21 protein-coding genes are annotated in these 20,638 nt (G+C 60.1%); 12 read left to right on the top strand and 9 right to left on the bottom strand.

Annotated elements, in window-relative coordinates:
• The first annotated feature begins 189 nt into the window (after positions 1-189).
• Positions 190-1,104 carry a LysR family transcriptional regulator gene (locus ACF0H7_RS20785; protein WP_397448746.1) on the top strand — a complete coding sequence of 305 codons (915 nt, stop codon included), beginning with the start codon at positions 190-192 and terminating at the stop codon, positions 1,102-1,104.
• Here ACF0H7_RS20785 and ACF0H7_RS20780 read toward each other — a convergent pair.
• Together ACF0H7_RS20780 and ACF0H7_RS20775 are read right to left on the bottom strand one after the other, a co-directional pair.
• Positions 1,090-1,866, bottom strand: a complete 777-nt coding sequence (locus tag ACF0H7_RS20780) for an extracellular solute-binding protein (RefSeq protein WP_397448745.1) — start codon at positions 1,864-1,866, stop codon at positions 1,090-1,092. The genes ACF0H7_RS20785 and ACF0H7_RS20780 overlap by 15 nt on opposite strands.
• 26 nt (positions 1,867-1,892) lie before the next feature.
• Entirely contained in the window at positions 1,893-3,191 is a 1,299-nt protein-coding gene (locus ACF0H7_RS20775; RefSeq protein WP_397448744.1) for an MFS transporter, read from the bottom strand.
• A 487-nt stretch (positions 3,192-3,678) separates the two neighbouring features.
• Between ACF0H7_RS20775 and ACF0H7_RS20770 the strand changes: the two genes are divergently transcribed.
• Genes ACF0H7_RS20770 through ACF0H7_RS20745 form a run of 6 tightly spaced genes read left to right on the top strand, consistent with a single transcriptional unit; the run spans position 3,679 to position 9,106 of the window.
• A complete protein-coding gene (locus ACF0H7_RS20770) occupies positions 3,679-4,530 on the top strand; it encodes an STAS domain-containing protein (protein WP_397448743.1) in 852 nt (283 codons plus the stop codon).
• 4 nt (positions 4,531-4,534) lie between these two features.
• The gene (locus tag ACF0H7_RS20765) at positions 4,535-4,897 is read left to right on the top strand and encodes an STAS domain-containing protein (protein WP_397448742.1); all 363 of its coding nucleotides are present in this window, start codon (positions 4,535-4,537) and stop codon (positions 4,895-4,897) included.
• The gene (locus tag ACF0H7_RS20760; RefSeq protein ID WP_397448741.1) at positions 4,894-5,298 is read left to right on the top strand and encodes an anti-sigma regulatory factor; all 405 of its coding nucleotides are present in this window, start codon (positions 4,894-4,896) and stop codon (positions 5,296-5,298) included. The genes ACF0H7_RS20765 and ACF0H7_RS20760 overlap by 4 nt, the downstream gene beginning before the upstream one ends.
• The gene (locus ACF0H7_RS20755; protein WP_397448740.1) at positions 5,289-6,305 is read left to right on the top strand and encodes an ATP-binding protein; all 1,017 of its coding nucleotides are present in this window, start codon (positions 5,289-5,291) and stop codon (positions 6,303-6,305) included. The genes ACF0H7_RS20760 and ACF0H7_RS20755 overlap by 10 nt, the downstream gene beginning before the upstream one ends.
• Positions 6,298-7,173, top strand: coding sequence for a sensor histidine kinase (locus tag ACF0H7_RS20750; protein ID WP_397448739.1), 876 nt, complete (start codon positions 6,298-6,300; stop codon positions 7,171-7,173). The genes ACF0H7_RS20755 and ACF0H7_RS20750 overlap by 8 nt, the downstream gene beginning before the upstream one ends.
• Positions 7,163-9,106, top strand: coding sequence for a response regulator (locus tag ACF0H7_RS20745; RefSeq protein ID WP_397448738.1), 1,944 nt, complete (start codon positions 7,163-7,165; stop codon positions 9,104-9,106). The genes ACF0H7_RS20750 and ACF0H7_RS20745 overlap by 11 nt, the downstream gene beginning before the upstream one ends.
• Positions 9,107-9,206: 100 nt before the next feature.
• On the opposite strand, the gene ACF0H7_RS20740 is transcribed toward ACF0H7_RS20745, so the two are convergent.
• A complete protein-coding gene (locus ACF0H7_RS20740; protein ID WP_397448737.1) occupies positions 9,207-9,776 on the bottom strand; it encodes a GNAT family N-acetyltransferase in 570 nt (189 codons plus the stop codon).
• Between the two features lie 754 nt (positions 9,777-10,530).
• Between ACF0H7_RS20740 and ACF0H7_RS20735 the strand changes: the two genes are divergently transcribed.
• Both ACF0H7_RS20735 and ACF0H7_RS20730 read left to right on the top strand, forming a co-directional pair.
• The gene (locus tag ACF0H7_RS20735) at positions 10,531-11,745 is read left to right on the top strand and encodes an MFS transporter (RefSeq protein ID WP_397448736.1); all 1,215 of its coding nucleotides are present in this window, start codon (positions 10,531-10,533) and stop codon (positions 11,743-11,745) included.
• A 28-nt stretch (positions 11,746-11,773) separates the two neighbouring features.
• Entirely contained in the window at positions 11,774-12,169 is a 396-nt protein-coding gene (locus ACF0H7_RS20730; RefSeq protein WP_397448735.1) for a GFA family protein, read from the top strand.
• A 2-nt stretch (positions 12,170-12,171) separates the two neighbouring features.
• Here the strand turns inward: ACF0H7_RS20730 and ACF0H7_RS20725 are convergent, their stop codons facing one another.
• Both ACF0H7_RS20725 and ACF0H7_RS20720 read right to left on the bottom strand, forming a co-directional pair.
• On the bottom strand, positions 12,172-13,368 hold the full coding sequence (locus ACF0H7_RS20725; RefSeq protein WP_397448734.1) for a DUF1501 domain-containing protein: 1,197 nt from the start codon (positions 13,366-13,368) through the stop codon (positions 12,172-12,174).
• Positions 13,369-13,410: 42 nt separating this feature from the next.
• Positions 13,411-14,949, bottom strand: a complete 1,539-nt coding sequence (locus tag ACF0H7_RS20720; protein WP_397448733.1) for a DUF1800 domain-containing protein — start codon at positions 14,947-14,949, stop codon at positions 13,411-13,413.
• Between the two features lie 247 nt (positions 14,950-15,196).
• Here ACF0H7_RS20720 and ACF0H7_RS20715 point away from each other — a divergent pair, with 247 nt between their 5' ends.
• Positions 15,197-15,544: a hypothetical protein gene (locus ACF0H7_RS20715; protein ID WP_397448732.1), complete on the top strand. Its 348-nt coding sequence runs from the start codon at positions 15,197-15,199 to the stop codon at positions 15,542-15,544.
• Positions 15,545-15,583: 39 nt separating this feature from the next.
• Here ACF0H7_RS20715 and ACF0H7_RS20710 read toward each other — a convergent pair whose 3' ends face one another.
• Complete coding sequence (locus tag ACF0H7_RS20710; RefSeq protein ID WP_397448731.1) at positions 15,584-16,126, bottom strand: GNAT family N-acetyltransferase; 543 nt, start codon at positions 16,124-16,126, stop codon at positions 15,584-15,586.
• Between the two features lie 70 nt (positions 16,127-16,196).
• Here ACF0H7_RS20710 and ACF0H7_RS20705 point away from each other — a divergent pair, with 70 nt between their 5' ends.
• Positions 16,197-17,117: a LysR family transcriptional regulator gene (locus ACF0H7_RS20705; RefSeq protein WP_397448730.1), complete on the top strand. Its 921-nt coding sequence runs from the start codon at positions 16,197-16,199 to the stop codon at positions 17,115-17,117.
• A 279-nt stretch (positions 17,118-17,396) separates the two neighbouring features.
• Here ACF0H7_RS20705 and ACF0H7_RS20700 read toward each other — a convergent pair whose 3' ends face one another.
• A complete protein-coding gene (locus ACF0H7_RS20700; RefSeq protein ID WP_397448729.1) occupies positions 17,397-18,038 on the bottom strand; it encodes a DUF5666 domain-containing protein in 642 nt (213 codons plus the stop codon).
• A 140-nt stretch (positions 18,039-18,178) separates the two neighbouring features.
• Here ACF0H7_RS20700 and ACF0H7_RS20695 point away from each other — a divergent pair, with 140 nt between their 5' ends.
• Entirely contained in the window at positions 18,179-19,639 is a 1,461-nt protein-coding gene (locus tag ACF0H7_RS20695; RefSeq protein ID WP_397448728.1) for an MFS transporter, read from the top strand.
• Positions 19,640-19,648: 9 nt separating this feature from the next.
• On the opposite strand, the gene ACF0H7_RS20690 is transcribed toward ACF0H7_RS20695, so the two are convergent.
• Together ACF0H7_RS20690 and ACF0H7_RS20685 are read right to left on the bottom strand one after the other, a co-directional pair.
• The gene (locus ACF0H7_RS20690) at positions 19,649-20,068 is read right to left on the bottom strand and encodes a DUF3010 family protein (protein ID WP_397448727.1); all 420 of its coding nucleotides are present in this window, start codon (positions 20,066-20,068) and stop codon (positions 19,649-19,651) included.
• A gap of 55 nt (positions 20,069-20,123) precedes the next feature.
• On the bottom strand, positions 20,124-20,582 hold the full coding sequence (locus tag ACF0H7_RS20685) for a DUF2214 family protein (RefSeq protein ID WP_397448726.1): 459 nt from the start codon (positions 20,580-20,582) through the stop codon (positions 20,124-20,126).
• Positions 20,583-20,638: the final 56 nt, after the last annotated feature.

The following is a 20,638-nucleotide window of genomic DNA, read 5'->3' as shown; positions in this document are numbered from 1 at the left end:
TGCGAACACGACTGCTGCGCAGATGATCGCAGCCTGCGGCAGCTCCTACAGGGGTTACGCGTATTGCCTGAGAACATGGCGTCTCCCACCGTGGATCTGTGTCTGCGTCAATGTTGCGAATGAAACGACGCGAAATACCTGACACGCTGTGTTGTATTCTTGCGGTTTTTCACTGGCCCCCGGTGCCCGATGTCCATCAACTTCGATCTCAACGATCTCCAAGCCTTTCGCGCGGTGGTGGAAAAGGGCAGTTTCGGCAAGGCCGCCGAGGCGATCCACATTTCCCAGCCGGCCTTGAGTCGTCGTATCGAAAAGCTTGAGGATGCGCTGGGGGTCAAGTTGTTCGAGCGCACCACGCGCAGGGTCAGTCTGACCATGGTCGGGCGTGCCTTTGCGCCGCGTGCGCAACGTTTGCTCGACGACCTGGATGACGCGCTGCTGGGTATCAGTGATGTGGCGTCGACGCGCATGGGCAATGTGACCATCGCCTGCGTGCCGTCAGCCGCCTACTACTTCATGCCGCGGGTGGTGGCGCGTTATCACCAGCTATACCCGAAGATCCGCGTACGGGTGCTGGATGCCAGCGCCCACGACGTGCATAACGCGGTGGTCAGTGGCGAGGCTGATCTGGGCCTGAGCTTCATGGGCAACCTGGACGCGGCGCTGGAGTTCGAATTACTGGTGCAGGAAGCCTACGTGTTGGCCTGCCGCCGCGATCATCCGTTGGCCCATCGCGACAGCGTGACCTGGAGCGAGTTTTTCGAGCAGGACTATATTGCCGTGGACAAAACCTCCGGCAATCGCTTCCTGCTGGATCAGGCACTGATCCACATTACCCCGGCGCGGCCGAGCATCTGTGAAACCCGGCATGTAGTGACCATGCTGGGGTTGGTCGAAGCAGGCTTGGGGGTGACGGCAGTGCCGGCGATGGCGATGCCGGTGGCCGGGCATCCGATCCTGATCAGTGTGCCGCTGACCGAACCGCAGGTGATTCGCAGCGTTGGCCTGATCAAGCGCCGGGGGCGGTCGTTGACCCCCGCGGCGCTGGAATTGGAGCGACTGATCGTCGAGATGAAAACCGCGCAGCCGTCAGTGAGCGATTGAGTCCAGCCCGGAGGCGTTTACCACGGGTTGAGCGGCGGGTGAAGCCAGGTAGGCAAGCAGCGCCCTGGCTTCGGCAGGGTGTTCGGCATTCACTGGAATCCCCGCCGCATAACGCGTTACCGATTGCACCGATGTCGGAATCTTGCCAACAAAGGTCACGCCGGGAACCGGCAGCAGTTCGGCGACCTGTTGGAAGCCCAGTTCGTACTCGCCGTTGGCAACCACGGTGGCCACCGGGATCTTCGGCACCATTTTCGCCTTGGGTGCCAATTGGCTTTCGATGCCGAGCTTTTTGAACATCTCTTGCTCGATATACACGCCGCTGGCGCTGTCGGAGTACGCCACTGATTTAGCCTTGAGCAGGGTGGCCTTGAACGCGTCCAGCGAGGTGATGTCCGGTTTGTCGGCGCCGGCGCGAACCACCATGCCGATCGGAGAGTCCGCCAGCTCCACCCGTGAGCCCGGGATCACTTTGCCTTGTTTGATCAGGTCGTCCAATGCGTAGCCGACCATGATTACCACGTCAGCCTTTTCACCTTTGGCCAGCCGGTTGGGAATCGCCTCGGGGGCCTTGCCCATCGACGGGCCGAGAATGGTGTCCAGGGTGTTGCCGGTGTCTTTGGCGAAGCCCGGGCCGAGTGCCTTGTAGGCGGCGGTAAAACCACCCGAGGTCATGACCGTGAGTTCGGCGGCCTGCGCCGCGCTGCTCAGCAGGCTGCCGATCAGGGCGAAGGCGGCCAGGTTAATGGACAATGCTTTCATTCAACGCTACTCCTGTGGTGGGAATGTCAGAGCGCCAGGCGCAGTTTCACTGCCTTGCTGCGGTACAGGAACAGCGTCGCGCCCAGCGCACAGACGGCAGCGAAACTCATCCAGTAACCCGGCGCAGCCTTGTCACCGGTGAAGTGAATCAAGCCCGTCGCAATCGCCGGAGTGAAACCGCCGAACACCGCAGTGGCCAGGCTGTAGGCCAGGGAGAAGCCCGCGACGCGCACTTCCACCGGCATGATTTCGGTCAGCGCGGCGACCATCGCGCCGTTGTACAGGCCATACATGAACGACAGCCACAGCAGCACTTCCAGCATGTGCGCGAAGCTTGGCGCCTGGGCCAGCAATGACAGGGCAGGGTAGCTGGTAAGAATCGCCAGAGTGGTCATGCTCAGCAGCACCGGCTTGCGCCCGATGCGGTCGGACAGCGCGCCGCCGATCGGCAGCCAGATGAAATTGGAAATGGCCACCAGCAGGGTCACCATCAGCGCATCGGCGGTGCTCAGATTGAGCACGGTCTTGCCGAAGGTCGGCGCGTAGACGGTGATCAGGTAGAACGCGGTGGTGGTCATCGCGACCATCAACATGCCGGCGACCACGGTCTGCCAGTTGTTCAGCAGGGTCTGGAACACCTCGCGCATGTTCGGGCGGTGCTTGCGGGCGGTGAATTCCTCGGTCTCTTCCAGCTTGCGACGCAGCAGGAAAATGAACGGCACGATCAGGCAGCCGACCATGAACGGCACGCGCCATCCCCAGTCGGCAATCATCGCCGCAGACATCCATTGGTTCAGCGCGTAACCCAGTGCCGCGGCCACCACGATAGCCACTTGCTGACTGGCCGACTGCCAACTGGTGAAGAAGCCTTTCTTGCCCGGCGTGGCCATCTCGGCCAAGTACACCGAAACCCCGCCCAGCTCCGCGCCGGCAGAGAAGCCTTGCAGTAGGCGACCAAGCAATACCAGCGCTGGAGCGAACAGGCCGATGCTGGCATAACCCGGCACCAGCACGATCAGCAGGGTGCCGCTGGCCATGATCGACAGGGTGACGATCAAGCCTTTGCGGCGGCCGACGTCATCGATGTAGGCACCGAGAATCACCGCGCCCAATGGCCGCATGAGGAAGCCCGCACCGAACACGGCGAAGGTCATCATCAGCGAGGCAAAGTCGCTGCTCGCCGGGAAGAACGCCGCGGCGATGTAGGTGGCGTAAAAACCGAAAAGGAAGAAGTCGAACTGTTCCAGGAAGTTGCCCGAGGTCACCCGGAACACTGCACTGGCCTTGCCACGGGCGGACATCGCCCCTTGTTGAGCTGAACCCATCTGCTGATCTCCGAATGATTTTGTCCCACGCACTGGCGGTGCATGATTTTTATAGGAGCGGGATAGTGGGGCAGGCGCGGGTTGGTGAGAAATGCATATTGCTGATGGTTTGATGCGTGGCGGTTATCAATGGAATGACCCTGCGGTTGCAGGAGCGTACGTGTTTGCGAGGCGGTGTACCTGAACAGCTCTTCCGGCCTCTCGCCAACAAGTTGGCTCCAACCAATCGGGCCGGTTGAGGTTTTATTTCGTTGAATACGCAATGGCCACTGAATCACTGGCCATTTTATGGGTCATTGAAATAGCCTTCATCCAAGCCCGAGAAGGGTTTAACTCAGATAGATAGCTGGCGCATGCTCTCTCCATGCAAATGGAGCGGTGGGGTATTTCTTTCACATGGGGTGCCCGTGCAAGCTGTGCCAAGGCGTTCTAGGCTGTGACGGGTAGTACATTCTGTATTTACGGCAAGCTACAGGAGTTTAAGCACATGGCAGCACTGCAACAGCGCACCGTCAACGCGTTCAAAGAAGCGCAATCGAGCCTGTCGTCAACCTGGCTGGCCAGCCTTGAGGCTAGTGGCGCCACCCGTAACCTGAAAGAAGACGAGCTCAAGCAACAAAGTACTGAATTCTTGCGTCTGCTCACTGAGGTGTGGGCTAAAGGCACCACTCAAAGCCTGGCCGGCAGCGACTGGGAGGAAACCCGTCAGTTTCTGGAAAAACTGTCCCACAGCCGCGCCTTGCTGGGCCAGGACTCACAACAAACCGCCAGCTTCATTTTCTCGCTTAAGGGCGCGTTGTTTGCCGTGCTGCAAGGCGAGTACCGCGATGATTCGGCAATGCTGGCCGAGCAGCTGTGGCAGATTTCCGAGCAGCTCGACGGGTTGGGGATGCACACCATCCGTACCTTCCAGAAGTCCCGCGAAGCGGTGATCAAGCGCCAACAGGAAGAGTTGCTGGAGCTGTCCACGCCGGTGGTCAAACTGTGGGACGGCGTGCTGGCGCTGCCGATGATCGGCACGCTCGATTCGCAGCGCACTCAGGTGGTGATGGAGTCGCTGCTGCAACGGATCGTCGATACCGGTTCGGAAATCGCCATCATCGACATCACCGGCGTGCCCACCGTCGACACCCTGGTGGCGCAACACCTGCTGAAAACCGTGACCGCGATTCGCTTGATGGGCGCCGACTGCATCATCAGTGGCGTTCGCCCGCAAATCGCCCAGACCATCGTCCACTTGGGGCTCGACCTGCAAGGCGTGGTCACCAAGGCCAACCTGGCGGATGCTCTGGCGCTGGCGCTGCGTCGTTTGGGTGTAACCGTCACCAAGGCGGTATGAGGGTATGGAGCGCATACCGATCCTTCAAATGGGTGACTTTCTGCTGGTGACGATCCAGGTCGACATGCATGACCAACTGGCGCTGACGCTGCAAGACGACCTGTCCGAACGCATCAGTAAAACCTCGGCTCGGGGCGTGTTGATCGACATTTCAGCGTTGGACATGGTGGATTCGTTCATCGGCCGGATGATCGGCACCATCTCCGGCCTGTCGCGGATCATGGATGCCGAGACGGTGCTGGTGGGCATGCAGCCGGCGGTGGCGATCACCCTGGTCGAGTTGGGGCTGACATTGCCGGGCGTCAGCACGGCGTTGAATGTCGAGCGCGGCATGAAATTGCTGCATCAACGAGTGCTTGAGCAATGACGGTACGCAGTCAGGGTACGCACGCGGTGAATATCGAACAGGACGTGGTCATCGCGCGTCAGCTGGCACGCAAACTGGCGCAGGAGTGTGGCATGCGCTTGATTGATCTGACCAAAATGGTCACGGCGGTCAGCGAGTTGGCGCGTAACACCATGGTCTACGGCGGGGGCGGTGATATGGATTGGCAGATCCTCGACGAAGGCGCACGTGTGGGATTGCGCATCACCTTTCGCGATGAAGGGCCGGGCATACCCGATATCAAGCTGGCAATGACCGATGGCTGGACCTCGGGCGGTGGCCTGGGCCTGGGCCTGACCGGTGCCAAACGGCTGGTCGACGAATTTGAGCTGGACACCACGCCAGGCGCTGGAACCCGTATAACGATCACCCGATGGACCTGACCCTGCGCGGTACCTTGACCCAGGTGTTGCCGATCGAGGACACCAGCCAGGTCGGGCATGCCCGACGCACCGCGCAAAGGCTTGCCGAACAGTTGGGCTTCGACGCCACCGATTCGGGACGGGTGGCGCTGGTGGTCACCGAACTGACGAGCAATATCCTCAAGCACGCGGGCCGTGGCGAACTGCATCTGCGCGCGTTACCAAGGGGCGCTTTTCAGGGCCTTGAAGTGATCGCAGTGGACCGTGGCGCGGGTTTCGATATCCATCATTGTCTGTCTGACGGCTTCTCTACGCGCGGCACACAAGGCATCGGCCTGGGCGCGGTGCTGCGCCAGGCCGATGTGTTCGACGTCCACGCCGATGCCCGTGGTTCAGTGCTATTGGCGCGCTTTTTTCAGCGCGCGGACAAGGCGGCGGACTATCGTTTTGGCGTCAGCCAGCACTCACTGCAGAACGACCCGGCGTGTGGCGATGTCTGGGCGTTGGCCTACAGCGATCAAGGCATCAGTGCGCTGATCATTGATGGCCTGGGCCATGGCGAAGAGGCCGAGCGCGCGGCCCTGGCCGGTGCCGCGGCCTTTGCACCGATACCCTTTGCAACGCCAACCTTGCTGCTGGATGACATGCACCATGCGATGCGAGGTACGCGCGGTGGGGCACTGGCGTTCGCGCAATTCGACCCACACGCCAACCACTTGCAGTTCATGGGCATCGGCAACATTGGCGGCAGCCTGATCGACAGCGAAAAAAACCGTGGCCTGGCGTCGCATCCGGGCATCGTCGGCCTGCAATTTCGGAAGGCACAGGCTTTCGACTATCCTCAAGTCAATGGACAACTTCTGATCATGTACAGCGATGGCCTGCAGTCGCGCTGGAATATCAGGGACTACCCCGGACTCGGGCTCCGTCATCCAGCGGTTATTGCGGCCTTGTTGCACCGCGATTATTGCCGGGGACGTGATGACGTGACGGTACTGGTGATTGCTCTGGAGACTCCCAATGCCTGATTTGACGGACCACGACGCCAGCACCGCGTCGCTGGAACTTCAGCAATTGCGCGATGAAACGGCCGCCTTGCGCGCTGAACTCGAAGAAACCAATCAGGGGGTTCTGGCCTTGTATGCCGAGCTGGATACTCAGGCGGAACAACTGCGTCAGGCATCGGACCTCAAGAGCCGTTTCCTGTCCTACATGAGCCACGAGTTTCGTACCCCGCTGGGCTCGATTTTGAGCATCGCCAGCCTGTTGACCGATGAACTCGATGGCCCGCTCAGCCCCGAGCAACACAAGCAGGTCGCGTTTGTCAGCGGCGCGGCGCGGGAGCTGAGTGACATGGTCGATGACTTGCTGGACCTGGCGAAAATCGAAGCCGGGCGTATCACCATTTCTCCGGCCTGGTTCGACATGCTCGACCTGTTTGCTGCTTTGCGCGGCATGTTCCGGCCGATTGTCGACATGTCCTCGGTCGACCTGATTTTCGAAGAGCCGGCGGGATTGCCACGGCTGTATACCGATGACAAGAAGCTTGCGCAGATCTTGCGTAACTTCATTTCCAACTCGCTGAAATTTACCCAGCGCGGCGAGGTGAGGGTGTCGGCGCAGATGGAAAACGAAAAAGAGATTCGCTTCGCCGTTCACGACACCGGCATCGGAATTCCCGCTGAGCTGCTCGGCACCTTGTTCGAAGATTTTTCCCAAGTGAACTCGCCCCTGCAAAAACGCTTTCGCGGTACCGGGCTGGGTTTGTCGCTGTGCAAGCGCTTCGCCTCGCTGCTCGGCGGGCGTGTCGGGGTCGAGAGCCAGCCTGGCGTGGGTTCGACGTTCTTTGTGATTATTCCATTGGCGATTGCCGTGGAGCCTGGCAATGACCCGTGAACTCAAGCTGCTGATCGTCGATGACAACGCAGCGACGCGCTATGCCTTGCGCCGGCGCATGGAGCGTCACGGGTTTTGCGTGCTGGAGGCCGGCACTGGCACGGAGGGGCTGGCGCTGATTGCCGAACAAATCCCGGATGCGCTGATTCTCGATGTCAATCTGCCGGACATGAGCGGTTTCGACATTGTCCGCCAGTTACGCTCGGAGCCCCGTACGGCGCTGTTGCCGGTGGTGCACGTGTCGGCGGCGTCGATCCAGACCGGCGACATCATTACCGGCCTTGAAGCGGGTGCTGATGCCTACCTGATTCATCCGATCGACCCCGATGTGTTGTTGGCCACCGTGCGCACCTTGTTGCGGGTGCGTGATACCGAGTACGCACTGCGCGAAAGCGAGGCGCGTTTTCGCGAGATTTTCGTCAATGTCTCCGCGCCAATCGCCGTGCTCGATGCCGAGCTGAAGGTGCAGGAATGCAACCACGCGTTCGCCCAGCTGATTTTGCTCAGCCTGTCGAAACACACCATGGTGGAGTGCTTCGCGCCCAATCAAGCGGCGATGATTCAGGAGTTGCGCGACGGTCTGGCCGCTGGCGAGCGTTGGAAAGGCACCTTGCGTATGCGGGTCAACGGTGGGACTCGTGAGACCGAATGGCAGATTTCGCCGTACCGCACGCCGGGCTTGAGCCTGGTGTTCGTCGAAGACGTCACCGAGCATCGTCAACGTGAACAAACCCATCTGCAACAGCTGGACTCGGTCAGCACGCAACTGGCCCATGAAATGGCGGAGCACGCGCGCACCGAAGCGCAGTTGCTGCAAGTACAGAAAATGGACGCCATCGGCAAATTGACCGGCGGCATCGCCCATGACTTCAACAACTTGCTCACCGGCATCATCACCGGCATTGAATTAATCAAAAAGCGCACCGACGAAGGCACGCCGGACAAGGTGATGCGTTACGCCGAAGCGGCGCTGGCTTCGGCCATGAGTGCGGCGGCGTTGACCCACCGCTTGCTGGCGTTTGCCCGGCAGCAGCCGCTGGATACCCGGCCAATCGACGTCAATGAACACATTCGCTCCCTCGAAGACCTGCTGCGGCGGACCATCGGCAAACGCATTGTCCTGAGCCTGGACCTCACCTCGAAAGACGCCGTAGCCCTGGCCGACGCCAGCCAGCTGGAAAGCGCGGTGCTCAACCTGGTGATCAACGCGCGCGACGCGTTGCCCAATGGCGGCTCTATCCGCATCTCGACCTTTACCGCGCATTTTCAGGGCGATCTGCGGCTGGCGGACGGCGCCTACGTGGTGCTGACGGTCAAGGACGATGGCGTCGGTATCGACCACAGCCTGATCGACAAAGTGTTCGATCCATTCTTTACCACCAAGCCCATCGGCGAAGGCACGGGCCTGGGGTTATCGACCATCTATGGTTTTGCCCGTCAGTCGGGCGGTGACGCGCATATTCGCAGCATTGTCGGCCGTGGCACCGAAGTGACCTTGATGATTCCGGCAGGCACCCATATGAGCGTGGTGCCCATCGACGCCAGTAGCGTGCCGACCAGGGGCAAGGGCGAGCATGTGTTGATCGTCGAAGATACGGCGTCGGTGCGCATGTTCGTCAATGAGCTGTTGGTCGATACCGGCTACCGCTGCACCCAGGCGGCGAGTGTCGAGAGCGCGCTGGCGATACTGGAGAACGACCGGACTATCGACCTGCTGCTGACCGACGTCGGCCTGCCGCACATGAATGGCCGCCAACTGGCCGACCTCGCCCGCGGCTGGCACGCCGATCTGCCGGTGCTGTTCATGACCGGCTATGCCGAAAACGCGCTGAACCGGCAGAGTTTTCTGGGTGAAAAGATGGACATGATCATCAAGCCCTTTCAGTTGAACGAACTGCTTAGCAAGGTTCGCAAGATGCTGGATGGCGCTTGAGGAGATCGCATTTCGGTGTAGGCACCGCTTCGCCTGTGAGCCAACGTGTTGGCGAGCGGCTGGATGCGGTGTGCTAGCGCCTACAGACCGACGTATTCCGTTAGGGCAGCCACTGCATCAAATACGCTTCACCGGTCACGCGGAACATCGGGTGCGGGTAGATCTGGCAGCTGTCGACGATGCGGAAGCCGTGCCGTTGATAGAACCGGCAGGCGCCTGTGTTGGCGGCGTAGTCGATCAGGCTGATGCCGTTCAGTCCGAGGTCGCTGGCGCGTTGGCGGGCGAATTCGAGGAAGCGGGCGCCGAGCCCCATGCTGCGCCAGCCCTCGTGCAGTGCCAGGCTGGAGATGTACAGCGTGTCAGGAATTTCCAGCGTGGCGTAGGGCGCCAGTACCGGATCGGATTCGGGGGCGGCGTCCGGGTCATGGCGCATCGGATAGCTGTGCATCATCCCGATGACCTGGTTAGCGCTTTCAGCGATCAGGCAGTTCTGGTAGGAAAAGTTGACGTCGTCCCGGGCGTAGCGTCTGGTTCCTACGTCTACCAAGTCCTCGCCAGGTTCGGCGAGGGTGCTCCAGATGTAGTCGGCACCGCCTTCCGAGGAAATTTGAAACAACCGTGCGACATCACGCGCATCGGAACGTACAGCGGGGCGAAATACAACGGTCATTACGCAGTCCTTGATCATGATTATTGTTAGGGCAGGGCGGCAATAGTGAACAGTTGTCCTTGGCCGGTGCAAGGCCGGGATTGAAAGAAATCAGCTGGGCTATAGCGAAAGGCTTACACGACGAAGGGAGAGTTGGCTCTATCGTCGAAGTGCGCTAGGCCGTAATCTTGGATCCATCAACTCAGTGCAGGACGCGCTGATGGATCAAGGACGATCGACCATGGCCTGGGAGGCTACCGACAGGATGTTGGAATGGTCTTGGGAAAACCCGCTTCGGCGGGTTTTTTATTGCCTGTGATTTGTGGTGGTGGTCTTGCATTTTCTGTAGGAGATCCCCCGTCGTCCAGACGCCGCGCTATCGCGCAGCAAACGCGGTCCCTGTAGGAGCCAGCTTGCTCGCGATCGGCTGCGCAGCAGTCGTAAAGTCAGGTTGTGGGGTTTAACTGACACTCCGCGCGCTCAGGTTTACTGCCGCTTCGTCCGAGTGCGGCCCAGCCCGATCGCGAGCAAGCTGGCTCCTACGCCTTCGGCAGAAGCAGATTGCGGAGCCTTTGAAATCAAGCGGTTATCTTTTGTTTGATGAGAGCTGCCGAAGGCTGCAATAAGGCCGGGACGGCCTTCGCGATTTAGAGTGATCGCAGCCTTCGGTAGCTCCTACACGTTCAAACCAACCGATCCTGACTCCAGCAATCAGCTAACCAAACGTCCGTGTATCCATGTTAAAAGGCAGCCTGGTTTCCCATGGATGTCACACATGACCTCAGTTAACCGGCACATCGAATACCCCAAGACTGCCCGGTTTGGTTTGTTTTGCCTGGGCAGCTACCTGCTCTCGCTGTCTTACGGCTCAACCTTTCTCCTGTCGCTGCTGATCGCCTCGCGCGGCGGCAATGAACAGGATGCCGGACGGGTTATTTCGGTGGCGATGTTGAGCACCCTGGTGGCGGTGATCGGCTCGGGTCACCTCACGGACAAATGGGGCGCCGGCCGCTCGGTGGCCTTGAGCGCGTGCTGCCTGGTGTTGGCCAGTTTCGGTTTTGCCTTGCTGCCGGGTATCGGCTACCCGCTATTGGCCTGTGGATTGTTGTTGGGGCTGGGCTGGGGTGTGTTTTATACCTTGGGGCCGATCATGGTCGCGGCGATGGTCGAACCCGCTCGACGCACCCATTGTTTTGCCTTGCTCTCGGGCAGCATGTTGATGGGCATTGGCAGCGGCCCTCTGGCAGGCAAGTTGGCCACGACCGTCGGTTTGCCGGTGCAGACAGCCTTTATCTGCGCGGGGATTGCTGCGGCGTTGGGTGGCGTATTTTTCTGGCGGCTGGGGACACGACAAGCCGCAACGCTGTCTTCAAGCACCGGCGCAGTGCGCATCAGCTTCGGCTCGGCGTTACGGGTCCTGAGTTCGCGCTCGGCGTTTTCGATTCTGCTGGTCGGCCTCGGTGGCGCGATCTTCGGCGGGCTTGGCAGTTTTCAGACCAGCTATGCCGCCAGCCTGGGCCTGGAATACTCATTATTCTTCGTCGGCTTCATGGGTGCAGCGATCAGTTGCCGCTTGCTGATCGCGGGCTGGGTGGTCAAGCGCAACCCATTCGTGACCTCCTCGGTGCTGACCGGGTTGATGTTGCTGGCGGTGCTGGGTTTTGCCGGTTGGGTGCATGACGGCCTGAGCTATGTGCTGACGGCGGCCTTGCTGGGCGTCGGCTATGGCTTGAACTATTCGGTGATTAACGGCCTGGCGGCCAACGAGGCGCCGACGGGTTACACCTCGCAGGCACTGTTGCTGTTCAGCCTGGCGTACTTTCTTGGCGTGTTCGGCTTTCCGCTGATTGCCGGGCACCTCATCGTGGGCGGTGGTATGCAGGGCATGTTGTTCTGCGTAGGCTTGATCGCATGCCTGATCTGGGTGATCAGTATCGGACGCTTGATGGCTAATCTGTTGGCGCGGCGGCGGGCGTTAATTCACGGCTGAACGCGCCATATTGGAAGGAGAGAAACCCATGCTCAAGAAAGTAGGTGACACTGAGATTCAGCCCAAACACCGCGCATCCTGCCATTGCGGCGCCGTGGTGCTGGAGCTGGATTTGCCGAATGGCATTGTCGATCCACGGCGCTGCGATTGTTCAATGTGTCGGCGCCGGGGTGCGATTGTCGCGACCGTCGGGTTTGCCGGCATTCGCATTGTTCAGGGCGAGGACGCACTCAAGCTGTATCAATTCAATACCCACATCGCCCGGCATTATTTTTGTGGACACTGTGGGATTTACACCCACCATCAGCGCCGCTCCAACCCCGATCAGTATGGTTATAACGTCGGCTGCCTGGAGGGGGTAAATCCCTATCTGATCGGCCCCGTTCCAACCAATGACGGGGTTAATCACCCGGCCGATCGCTGACCTCACACCAACTGCAAACCGTTAGGCCTCGCGCCCGGAAACACGCTTTGCAGTTGTGCCGAAGACAAGCCCCAGGTAGTGCCCAGCAACCCGCCCAGTAAATCGCGGTAGTTGTTGAGCACCGGGTAGTCGCGGTTTTGCAGCAGGGTTTGTGGGTTCACTGCAACTTGTTCACCGACGATGCGCCCGCCCTTGACGTTGCCACCCAGCACCCAATACACCGTGCCGTGACCATGGTCGGTGCCTTTGTCGCCGTTTTCACGGAAGGTGCGGCCAAATTCCGAGACCACCACCACCGTGGTGTTATTCCATTCATCGCCCAACGCCTCAGCGTAAGCGGCGAGGCCTTGCCCGAGGTTGGCCAGGTTGTTGGCCAGTTGGCCGGTGGTGCTGCCCTGATTGACGTGGGTGTCCCAGCCGCCGACGTCGACGAAGCCGAGTCGATATTCGCCGCGCATCAATGTGGCAATGCGCTGGGTTTCGGCGGCGAAGTTCTTCGCGGTCGGTGCCCCGCGATTGGCGCGGATCATTTCTTCTTGCAAGTCTTTCGACACTTTCTGCCGCAACTCAAGACCGTCGGTGGCTGAGGCGGCGTAGGCCGTGCCTTTGTACATCGAGGCCAGGATCGACGATTGCCGATCATCGAAGGCCGGTTTGCCGACGCCACGCAGGGACAAGTTGGGAATGCCTTTGCCGCCTTGAAAACTCAGGGGCAGGGCATCGGTGAAGGCAATCGGCTGGCTGCCCGGGGCCGCTTGCGACAAGCGCGCGAGAAAGCCCGAACCGTAATGATTGCGGTGCCGGGTCGGCTCGCCGGATTCGATGTTGTCCTGAGTTTCGAAGTGGCTGCGTGACAGGTCGTCGGTGCCGGCGAACGGGACGAAGGCGATCTGTTTGCGTTGCCACAGCGGGTAGATCGAGTCGCGCAGCACCGGGTTCAAACCCCAGTGACTGTCGAGGGCGATGGCGCTGTTGGGGTTGCCGGCATCGGGGCGGGCGATGGCCAGGGTCGGCCGCGAGTCGTAATAGAAGTCGCTGGCGTAAGGCACCAACAGGTTATTGCAGTCGTAACCACCGCGCAGAAACACCAGCAGAAAACGCGGGGTGGAGGCGGGTGCGGCGAACAGCTTGCCGGAGAACGACAGGCTCGGCAGCAGGCTGGCGGCCGCGCTGGCGATCAAAAACTCTCGACGATTCATAACAACACCTCGTACATCTCAGGGGCGCGGATGGCGGCCGGTTCAGCGGCTGTTGAAGTCAGGCGAGGACAGCAGGAAAAGGTTCCATTCCTGCTGTGAACCCGCCTGATCCAGCGCGGCTTTGGTCGCTACGGACAGGTGCGGGGCGAACGCATCGTAGAACAGCCGCGTGGTAATCATGGGAAAACCTACCCCTTGCTTGGGACTGCCCTCGGGGGTGAACAATCGGTTGTCGCCACGCCCGATGATCCGGGCGATTTCGAACCGCTTGGACATCTGCCCGGAACTCGACCAGCCGGAGGCGTCCAGCGGCCAGCCATCCGGAGTGATGCGGCCGAACACCGGCTCGCCCAGTTGGTTGAGCCAATTGATCATCGGCTGGGCGTTGGCCAGCGGTTTGCCGTCGTAGGCCAGGCGCACTGACGAGACCACGAACTGGGTTGGGTCCTTGAACTTGGTGCCGGCGGTTTGCAGCAGTTCCCTGGACTCGAACATCGTGCGCATCACTTGGGCGATATCGCCATCGCTGCGCTGAAAGGTATTGGTCATGCGCTCGACCAAGGCTTGAGGTGGGTTGTCGGCAACGAAGTACTGCGCCAGTTTGCGCGAGATAAATTGCGCGCAGGCTTTCTGCCGGGTGATCAGCTCGACGGCCTCGGTGATTTCGTCGAAGCCCCTGCCGTGAATCGGCTGGCCAAGCAGCCTCTTGTCGCTGAAGTCGTGGCGCTTGGGGTTGAACTGGAACAGGCCGTCGCGCACCACCAGCGACTCGATACGCGGCGGGAAGCGCTGGTCGCGGCCGTCCAGCGGAATCAGGCCGGCACCGGTGAGGATCAGCGCCAATTGCTGTACGTCCTGCTGGGTGTAACCGGAATCGACGCCCAGAGTGTGCAGCTCCATCAGTTCGCGGGCGTAGTTTTCGTTGACCTTGCCCTGCGCGTTCTGCGCGTTGTCCAGGTACTCGAGCATCGCCGGACTTTTCAGCGTCGCCATCACCAGGTCCTTGAACTTGCCCAGGGCGTGCGGACGGATCACGTTTTCTTCGTAGTCCGCCGCCACCCAGCGCACCCGGCCTTTGCCCAGATTGATACTGAAGTGATTGAGCCAGAACCAGACCATTTGCTCCTTGAGTTGGTTCGGCCCGTAGACCGCCCGCAGCATGACGATTTCCCGGGCTTGGTCCCCCAAGGCGTTGGCTTGTTGCTGCAAGGCCTTCTTCGCGTCGACTTTGGCGTCGCCGTCGGGCATGGCATTGACCTGTTGCTGTTGTTGCTTGAGAGCGAACAGCGACGATTCGGTGGACGTCGCCAGTACGGGGTAGCTTCGGATCAGGGCGTCGATGCTCGGCGGCAGCGGTTCGTTGATCCGGTCCGCCAATTGCGCGTCTAACAGACCGGCGCGGCCCATGGCCCGGTAACGCGCGACGCTGGCGGCGTCCAGATCGAAACCGTCGCGGCGTAACCACGCCATGTCACTGGCACTCAAGGGCACGGGTGTGCTGGCCATGACGGGAGAAGACGCAAGGGTCAGTAAACAGATCGACAGCCCCACAGGATGCAGAATGCTACGGGAGACGGGCATGTAGGAAGCTTCCGAATGTGAGAGAGACTTCAAGCACAGCAGATGTCATCTCTATGACCTCAAAGCGAACCTTGAGTGCGGTTCGAGGTCCATGGTGAACGCCTTTATTTATCGCTGCAAGCCAGGTATATCGAGGGTTGTAGCGCTTTTGTCAGGCCAATGTAAGGGGCTGGTAAAGGTTCTGTCAGGGTGTCGCCAGGTACTGTAGCTTTCCCCCAGTTTTTTTGAGTGTGATCGAGGGTATCTTATGTTTTTGCGCTACGTCGCAGTGGTCGCTGTGGTTGCCGTTACCACGGGGTGTGTTGAAGAACGAGTAGTGCACGAGCGGCGGGTGGTGCATGAGCCGCCGATGGTGCAAACGCAGTACGTCGAAGTGGTCGCGCCGCAGCCTCCACCGGAGCGGGTGATCGAAGTCGAGCCGGCGTATCGCCCTGGATTCGTCTGGGCCCGCGGTTACTGGCGTTGGGACGGCGCGCGGTATGTCGCGATGGGTGGCCACTGGGAACCTGAGCGTCGCGGTTACCATTACGTGCATGCGCAGTGGGAACGTCGCGGTGATGGCTGGCACTGGCGTGAGGGTGGCTGGGCTCGCTGACGGAAGCGTGTGCCCCGTTTCGACGGGGCACTTGCCGGTCTATCCGTTGTTCGATAGGGGCGAACTGAGTGAGCCGTCGCCCAACGTGCGTTGCATCAGTACCGTATCGACCCAGCGGCCATGCTTGAAACCCACCGACTCGAACACCCCGACGCGACGGAACCCCAGGCGTTCATGCAGGCGCTGCGAGGCAACGTTCTGACTGTCGCCGATGATCGCGATTATCTGCCGCCAGCCCCCTTGAGTGCAGCGCTCGATGACGTCACTGAGCAGTGCCTGACCGATACCCTGCCCACTCATGCCGTCGCGGACATACACCGAGTCTTCACAGGTAAAGCGATAGGCCGGGCGCGGCCGGTACAGGGTCGCGTAGCCATAACCGACCACTTCACCGGCCAGTTCGGCGACCACGTACGGCAGCCCTTTGCCCAAGATATCGGCGCGCCGACGTAACATTTCCTCGACGCTGGGCGCTTCCAGTTCGAAGCTGGCGCTGCCTTCGAGGACGTGCTGCGCGTAGATCGCTTGCACCTCAGGCATGTCGGTTTCGCGGGCGTCGCGCAGGAGGGGCAGGTGCTTCATATCGATGTCTCGTCTGATTCAATGGGCGGGATGGCGTCATCATGCAATTCACGTTAACCAAAATAAAGCTATGATCGTTGATCGTCAGCATAAGAAAAACTTTCAGATGAAGCGCCTTAACCTCAATCACCTGCAAACCTTTGCTCACGTCATTGCCTGCGGCAGTTTTTCTGCGGCTGCCGAACGTTTGAACCTGACTCAGCCCGCCATCAGCCTCCAGGTTCGGCAATTGGAGCAGCGTCTCAACCTGCGCCTGATCGAGCGGGTGGGCAAGCGCCTCAAGCCGACCTCCGCCGGGACGGTGTTGCTGGAGCACGTCACACGCATCGATGCGGCGGTTGAGGCCGCGCTGCTTGATCTGTCCAGCCATGCTCAGGGCATTGCCGGAAAGATCACCATTGGCACCGGCGCGACAGCCTGCATTCACCTGTTGCCGCCCATTTTACAGCGCCTTAAACAGGCGTTTCCGGCGTTGGATGTGCGGGTCAGCACTGGCAATACCGACGGCGTGCTCAAGGCGGTGGAGGAAAACAGACTGGATCTGGCCCTGGTGACGCTACCAGCAGCGGGTCGCAGTCTAGTGATTACGCCTTTGCTGGAGGACGAATTCGTGGCGATTTTTTGCGCCGCGCAGCCGCAGATTCCTGAAACCATCACGCCAACTGCCTTGGCGGATTATCCGCTGGTGGTGTTCGAGGCTGGCAGCAGCACGCGGTTATTGATTGATGAATGGTTTTTAAAGGCCGGGATCCGGGTCAAGCCGGTGATGGAGCTGGGCAGTATCGAGGCGATCAAGGAAATGGTGGCAGCAGGGCTGGGCTACAGCATCGTGCCCGGAATGGCGGTGGCCGCGGAGCACCATCGGCGCGGGCTGCACGTGCGCAGCTTGACCCCGGCGTTGAGCCGCACGTTGGGGCTGGTATTGCGGCAGGACAAACCGCTGAGTCATGCCTTGCGCCAGGTGATTGATGCGCTACACAGTCTGGCGTAAGGGGGGGATTCCCGCCATCTGATGCAGCGTCTGTCTGGTCGCCTTCGCCAACAAGTTGGCTTGTACGCAGTGATGTGTGTCTGGCCAATGCTTTCCAGATGCAAAGGTAGAACACCACCAAAGCCAGTGAAAATAGGATGACTCGCCGCGTGGCGCTGACGCGCTTGAGCATGAAGACGCCGTGGTCGACAAAAAGAACGCCGGAATCTCGCAGTTCTTTTGCTGTTGTTCACGGTGCTTTTTATGCCCAAGGCGTCATTCATAGCGGGACGACAGCGGTTACATCGGTGGGGTGATGCCATTTTCGCCCGCGGAAACGCCCTGCGCGGTCAAGTTGCCCTGCGCATCCTTCTGCGCGAACAACACGACCTTGACCCCAGGTTTGAGCAAGCTGCGATCACCCGGCACCAGGTTGACGATAGGTACGTCGTCCGGCACCACGACTTTTTGCTCGCCGCCCTTGTACTTCACGGTCATGGTGCGGCCATTGCTGGTGACCAGATCGCCGACGCTGCCATTGGTCATGGAGCTGTCTTTGGTCAAGTCAAAGGCGCGATGGCCGTCGCCGGTACCGGCCATGGACGGCGGGAAGACGTGGACTTCCAGGGCTTTCAAGGTGCCATCCGGTCCGGGCACGGCGGCCGTACCGATGTAGCTGCCGGGCTTGATATCGGAGATCTGCGCCAGGGTCACGCCACGGACCTGCGTGTCTTTGGTCAGGTTCACGGTGACGTCTTCGCCACGGGTGGTGTGGATTTTCAGGGTGTCACCGTCGAGGGCGGTGATAGCCCCGCGCACGCCGATACGTTGGGCGGGCGGAGCATCGGCGGCCTGAACGAGACCGATGTTCAACAGAGTTGCCGCGACGACTGCCGAAGCCAGGATTCCCTTGCGCAACGGCTTGCCGAAAATAAACGCCATGTTGGTTATTTCCTGTGTTGAGTGCGTGGAGTGGAGCTGGGGCGTGAGCTTATACCGAATCCCTTGTAGAACCTTCATTCGCGCTGAACTCCTGTTCTTGACTGCGACTCTCAACTTTTACAGGGCAGAGGGCGGAAGTCATGGAGAGTATCGAGCACTTGATGGGGCACACGTATGAAACCGACCTGCCGGCACGCCTCGATCGTTTGCCATGGGGGCGTTTTCATACCTTGCTGGTGGTGGCATTGGGCATCACCTGGCTGCTCGACGGCCTGGAAGTGACGCTGGCTGGCTCGGTCTCCGGCGCGTTGAAAAACAGTCCCGTGCTGCACCTGTCCAACAGCGACATCGGTCTGGCGGGTGGGGCGTATTTGACCGGAGCGGTGATCGGCGCCTTGTTTTTTGGCTGGCTGACTGACCGCCTGGGGCGACGCAAGTTATTCTTCATCACCCTGTTTCTGTATGTCAGTGCCACGGCCGCCACCGCATTTTCGTTCAATCTCTGGAGCTTTATTCTGTTTCGCTTCCTGACCGGCACCGGGATTGGCGGCGAATACACGGCCATCAACTCAACCATCCAGGAGTTCACCCCGGCGCGCTTCCGTGGCTGGGTTGACCTGACCATCAATGGCACCTTCTGGTTGGGCGCGGCGTTGGGAGCGGGTGGTTCCATCCTGTTGCTGGACCCGCAGACCGTGGGCGGCGACCTTGGCTGGCGCCTGTGTTTTGGAATTGGCGCGGTGCTGGGCCTGGTGATTCTGTTGATGCGCCTGTGGGTGCCGGAAAGCCCGCGCTGGCTGTTGATCCATAATCAGCCGGAACAGGCGCAACGGATTGTCGAGGGCATCGAAGCGCGTTTTCGCCAACAAGGGCATGCGTTATCGCCACCGACGGTGGGGTCTTTGTGCCTGCACGCTCGCGACCATACGCCGTTACGCGAGGTGTTCGAGACGTTGTTCGTGAGCTACCGCCAGCGGGCGTTGGTGGGGCTGACGCTGCTCAGTGCCCAGGCGTTCTTTTATAACGCGATTTTCTTCACCTACGCGCTGGTCCTCACGGACTTCTACAACGTACCGTTCGAGCGCATCGGCTGGTACGTGCTGCCGCTGGCGCTGGGTAATTTCTGCGGGCCGTTGCTGTTGGGCCGGTTGTTCGATGTGGTCGGGCGTCGGGTGATGATCAGCCTGACCTACGCGATTTCCGGCGTGCTGTTGGCGGTCAGCGGTTATCTGTTCCAGCAGGGCGTGCTCAGCGTCACCCAACAAGCCAGCGCCTGGATGGTGATTTTCTTTTTTGCTTCGGCCGCCGCCAGTTCGGCCTACCTGACCGTGGCGGAAACCTTTCCTCTGGAGATTCGCGCGCTGGCGATTGCCGTGTTCTACGCCTTTGGCACCGCGCTGGGCGGGATTGTCGGACCGACCTTGTTCGGGCACCTGATCGAGACCCACGACCGTGGCAATGTGTTTATCGGTTATTTGATCGGCGCCGGGTTGATGCTGGCGGCGGCGGTGGTTCAGGCGCTGTGGGGTGTAGCGGCCGAACGGCAATCCCTGGAAGCCGTGGCCCGACCGCTGTCGCAAGCGCAGGAGGTCGGACCCTGAACGCGGCTTTCAGGGCTTTTTCATCAGCACCGAGCAGGCAGTCTTGTAGGCTTCGTGCTGGTATTTGGTCAGCGAGGCGCCAAGGGCGAAGTCGTGTTTTTTATGCTGGGCGCTGACGGTTTGCGGCGACACCAGTGAGACGTGGCAGTCGCTCAGCAACTGCAACACGCCTTCGATTTTGAAGGTGGTTGGGCCGCCGGCGAATTCGCCTTTCTTGCTGCGCTTCTTGATGGCCAGATGCTCGATGCCGTTGTCGCGGACAAAGCGTTCGACCTGGGCGGCAAAAGCTTTGACGTTGGCGGCTTCATCGTCGTCTTCGAGGGCGATTTTGCGGGTGCTCAACGGCAGGTGTTCAGGCAGATGGGTGTTGAGCGTGGCGATCGCGAAAATGGCTTCGCTGCCTTTGATTTCGATACCGCAGATTTTCATGGGATGGCCGCTTAAAAAGAAAGTCGGCCATTTTCCGCTGTTTTGCGCGCTATGGCTAACTGATAAAAATCCCTCGTGCCATGCCGGACGCCGCTACCAGTATCACCACGATCAGGGCAACCTGGAAGTGGCTGATTTTTGAATACAGCAAGGCTTTGCGGGTATCGATGGGCAGGCCGGCCTTGAATGAGTTGCGCCATTTGATCAACGCTACCATCGGTGCGATTTCCAGCACAATGATCAGAATGAACGAGGCCATCTTCAGATGAAACAACGGTTGGTGCAGATAATAGAAGGTGCCTTTTTCAAACCCGCCAAATGCCCGCATTACCCCCGTGACCAACAATACGGCGGCGGCAATTCCCCAGAAGTTATCCGCGACAAACACATCGCGAAGTTTGGACGGGTTGGTTCTGTTCAACCGCCGTAGCGAACGCCCACGACTCAATACCGCCCCCAGTGCAACGCCGTATGCCAAGAGATGCAATGTGGCCAGGAACCATTTGAAGAACATGGTTTTTTATCTCCAGTCATTTCCAGGAAAAACATTACCCAGCGAAGCGCGGGTAA

Origin of the sequence: Pseudomonas sp. NA-150, from assembly GCF_044336365.1 — a bacterium.
Taxonomy (GTDB): Bacteria; Pseudomonadota; Gammaproteobacteria; order Pseudomonadales; family Pseudomonadaceae; genus Aquipseudomonas.
The sequence above is the reverse complement of the archived record's forward strand: the minus strand, read 5'-3'. Positions and strand labels throughout refer to the sequence as shown.